3 protein-coding genes and 1 pseudogene are annotated in these 3,413 nt (G+C 48.5%); all 4 read left to right on the top strand.

Annotated elements, in window-relative coordinates:
- On the top strand, nt 1-1,073 hold a 1,073-nt coding region (locus E8E78_RS15370; protein WP_280313717.1), incomplete at its 5' end, for an RHS repeat-associated core domain-containing protein.
- A complete protein-coding gene (locus tag E8E78_RS15365; protein WP_084967069.1) occupies nt 1,070-1,705 on the top strand; it encodes a DUF1629 domain-containing protein in 636 nt (211 codons plus the stop codon). The genes E8E78_RS15370 and E8E78_RS15365, both read left to right, overlap by 4 nt.
- Before the next feature lie 854 nt (nt 1,706-2,559).
- The gene (locus E8E78_RS15360) at nt 2,560-2,790 is read left to right on the top strand and encodes a hypothetical protein (RefSeq protein WP_280313716.1); all 231 of its coding nucleotides are present in this window, start codon (nt 2,560-2,562) and stop codon (nt 2,788-2,790) included.
- 141 nt (nt 2,791-2,931) lie between these two features.
- Nucleotides 2,932-3,413 (top strand): annotated as a pseudogene (locus E8E78_RS15355) (type IV secretion protein Rhs); the annotation flags it as partial.

Here is a 3,413-nt window from a genome sequence, read left to right as displayed (position 1 = left end):
TCAAACAGTGGCGGGACCAGGAGTACCGCTACGATCCGTGGGGCAACCTGATCGAGAAGCGCTGTGGGCACAGCAAGCTGCAGAACTTTAGCTATGACTGCGAGAACCGGCTGGTGCGGGCGGAGACGTTGGTCAATGGCAAGCTCGAAAGCCGAGGCGAGTACCGGTACGACAGCCTTGGGCGGCGGGTGGCCAAGCAGGCGGAAATCAATGGCGAGGTCGAACAGAAGCGCTTCCTCTGGCAGGGGCTGAGGATGCTGCGGGAGGAGACACCTGCGCAGAGCATCTTGTACCTGTACGAGCCGGGAAGCTATGCGCCGTTGGCGCGGGTCGATCAGGTGGAAGGGGAAGGGCAGAAGGTCTATTACTTCCATACGGATCAGATTGGTACGCCGCTGGAGCTGACGGACAGTGACGGGCAGATCATTTGGCAGGCGACGTACCGTTGTTGGGGGGCTGTAGAGCAACTGCCTGTTAATAAGGTTGAGCAGAATCTACGCTTCCAAGGCCAATACTTTGATGTCGAAACCGGACTGCATTATAACACTTTCAGATTCTATGATCCTAAGGTTGGCCGATTTTTGACTCAGGACCCCATAGGCTTGGCAGGGGGCTTGAATATATATTCGTACGCTGAAAACCCTATCCAAGAAATCGATCCGCTGGGGTGGTGCTCTACGAAACTGGGTAATAACATGGGGGCCAGAAAGGGGGATGGAATGGCTAATCATCATTTAATCCCCGAAGAAATAATGAAAAAGCCTCGTTACGAGAAAATGTTTAACAGGCTTCGGTCAATGGGCTTTAATGATGATGGTGCATCCAATGGTATATTTTTGCCGGGTAGTAAGAAGCTAACGCAAAACATTGATCTGCCAGGGCATTGGTCAAGTCATGCTAAATATACTAAGGTCATTGAGTCTAAGATTTCTGCTTTGAATGACGCCTTTAGGGCTGGTAAGGTTTCTGATACGCAATTGGTATTAGGTATAGGTAAAATCCAGAGTTTTGCGAGAGAAAGTCTGGAGAATAATACGTTTGTTGTGGATGCGATCACTGGGAGGCTTTTGTGAGTGGTTCCAATTATTACGTTTTACGCTATGATCCGCAGGACAGTGGCTGCCCAATCGTGTTGTCAGGTTTTTTTAATTGTAGTGAGTTTGAATGGGATCCGTTTGAGCCAAGTCCGCTGGGGCTAAATATAACAAAAAAATATGTTTTAAAGCTGTCCGGGCTTGAAATGGAGTTGTCGGATCTGGAGTTTGATTACTACAGCATCGGTGATACTTATGTTTCGAAAAAATTTTTAGAGGTCTGCGATGAGGTTGGGGGGAAGTATAAGGCTATTCCTTTGGAGATAACCTATAAGGAGCAGTCTAGGAAAGGGGAGTTTTTCATTTTTCTTCCTGGTGAAAGTTTAGCGGCTCTGGATAAGATTGAGTCGGTATTCGAAACATCCAAGGACCTGGAGACCGGTCTCGAAATTGAAAGTCATATTTATACGGGGGCGGTGAATATTGATGCTATAAGTAGGTTTGTGGTTTCCCCAGAGCTGCAGTCGGATATTTTTAGATGTCAAGAAACCTTAGAGCTGTTTTGTAGTGAGAGGTTCAAGTCGGCGGCAACTGGCTTGAAGGGTGTTTCGTTTGAAAAAGTTGATGATAATTATTCGTATGATGCATGGGCTGAATTGAACGATATTTGAAGGCTCTAAGAGCTTTGCGAGGGGCTAGATGTCTTTGATTGTTGCGTGTCACGCCAGACCTTTGAAATTATGCAGCGCGTTGGTGCTGCCTAACAGGCGGCAGTGCCAGCGTTGCTTTTTTAGCACAGCGAGTGTAAGCGAAGTCTTCGCTCGTCAATCTTTAGACGGCGTGTCTCAGGGGGCTATAATACGATGCTTGGGATATATGGCTTTCAAAAAAATCATGTTGTTACCGCGGCAGCTATCTAAGAATGCTGCAAGCAAGTGGGCGAGGTAACTGTTCATAATTTATACAATATTGATTCCCTGCCGAAATGTGAGGAGAGTCACCGGGTGTGAACGGTATATCGAAGCTCTTCCGCGTAATAATACTTCGACCATAGAGAAAAACTGGATGTTTTTCACGATTACGTAAAGAGGTTGAACCAAAGCGGACTATCAAAAGGCTAACTCGCGGAGTCATGGTTGATGAGAGAAAGGGATTGCGCGCAGATGAGTCGCGCTGAATAAAAACTCTGCTAGAGAACCAGCTTGTGGTTAGGAGTCATATACTTTCTATTTCAGATGATTGCCCTGAGAGTTACTGGCTGAAGGTAAAGATGTTGTCAGGTGAAGAATCTGTGGTTTTTAAAGAGGGTGTGGCTGTAAGCAAGGATATAAAAGTCTGCTTCGAGGGATCAAAAAGGGTCAGTGCCTCCAAGCTCTTGAGCTATGATTTTTTTACAGTGACGGGCCCAATTTGATTTCGCCACGGCTCTACGAATTAATGAGGGCAGAAACATTTCTGGTGTTCAGTTTGTGGATGCGGATCTACTGATAGGTGAGGTTTCTATGCTGGTTACAAAGTGTTCAGCGTGATTGATAAATCACCACCTTCTAACTTGAACGAGTCCGTTAGCGAACCGTTGCTTAGCTATATGCCAGATGGCCCTAGATGGTTCAGCAAGATAGTTTTGGATGATGAGGCAATACTTTCTAGTGATGTCGTTAGGGCTGAAGAGGAAAGCTCCGTCATTGTGGTGGCTGCTCGCGTCAAGTCTATTTTTGAAAATGGCTCGGTTCGCGGAGTGCAGTTCAAGGATTAGATATCTTGTCTTCGGGTCTTTCGAGATTTACTTTCTGCATAAGTTTTGTTGTGAGAGTTTGGTGGTGTGATCTTTAACAGTTAAGTATTGGACTGGCTCTGCCAAAGTGTTAGCGGAGCCAGTATTTTTACGGCATATATCGGCTAGCGCATCTACAACCCGTACAAGCAGGTGTACTTGGTGTGCACCGAGGGCGACCACTTCCTGCACTTCACTCGCACACCCGACGGAACATTGATCGACATCAGCGCCACCGGCGGCCCCCGCGTGCACCTGCAGTACGACAACCCGCTGGGTCGCCTAACCGACATCAAGCGCGTGGTGAACAACGAAGCGGTGGAAACGCTTATCACCACCTGACCACGCTGGTGACCCGGGCCAGCTACCCGGATGGCAGCACCTGGCGAGCGCGTTACGACGACAAGGGCAACCTGCTCGCCGAAATCGATGCCCTCGGCCAGATGACCGAGTACCTGAACAGCGATGACGGCCTGCCGCACACCATCATCGACGCGACCTACAAGTCCAAGTACCTGTGGTGGAACACCTTGGCCCAGGTCGAGCGTTATCAGGACTGCTCGGGCAAGAGCACGTACTACCGCTATGACGAGCGCCAGCACCTG

The organism is Pseudomonas sp. BN505, from assembly GCF_029873175.1.
GTDB lineage: Bacteria > Pseudomonadota > Gammaproteobacteria > Pseudomonadales > Pseudomonadaceae > Aquipseudomonas > Aquipseudomonas putida.
The sequence above is the reverse complement of the archived record's forward strand: the minus strand, read 5'-3'. Positions and strand labels throughout refer to the sequence as shown.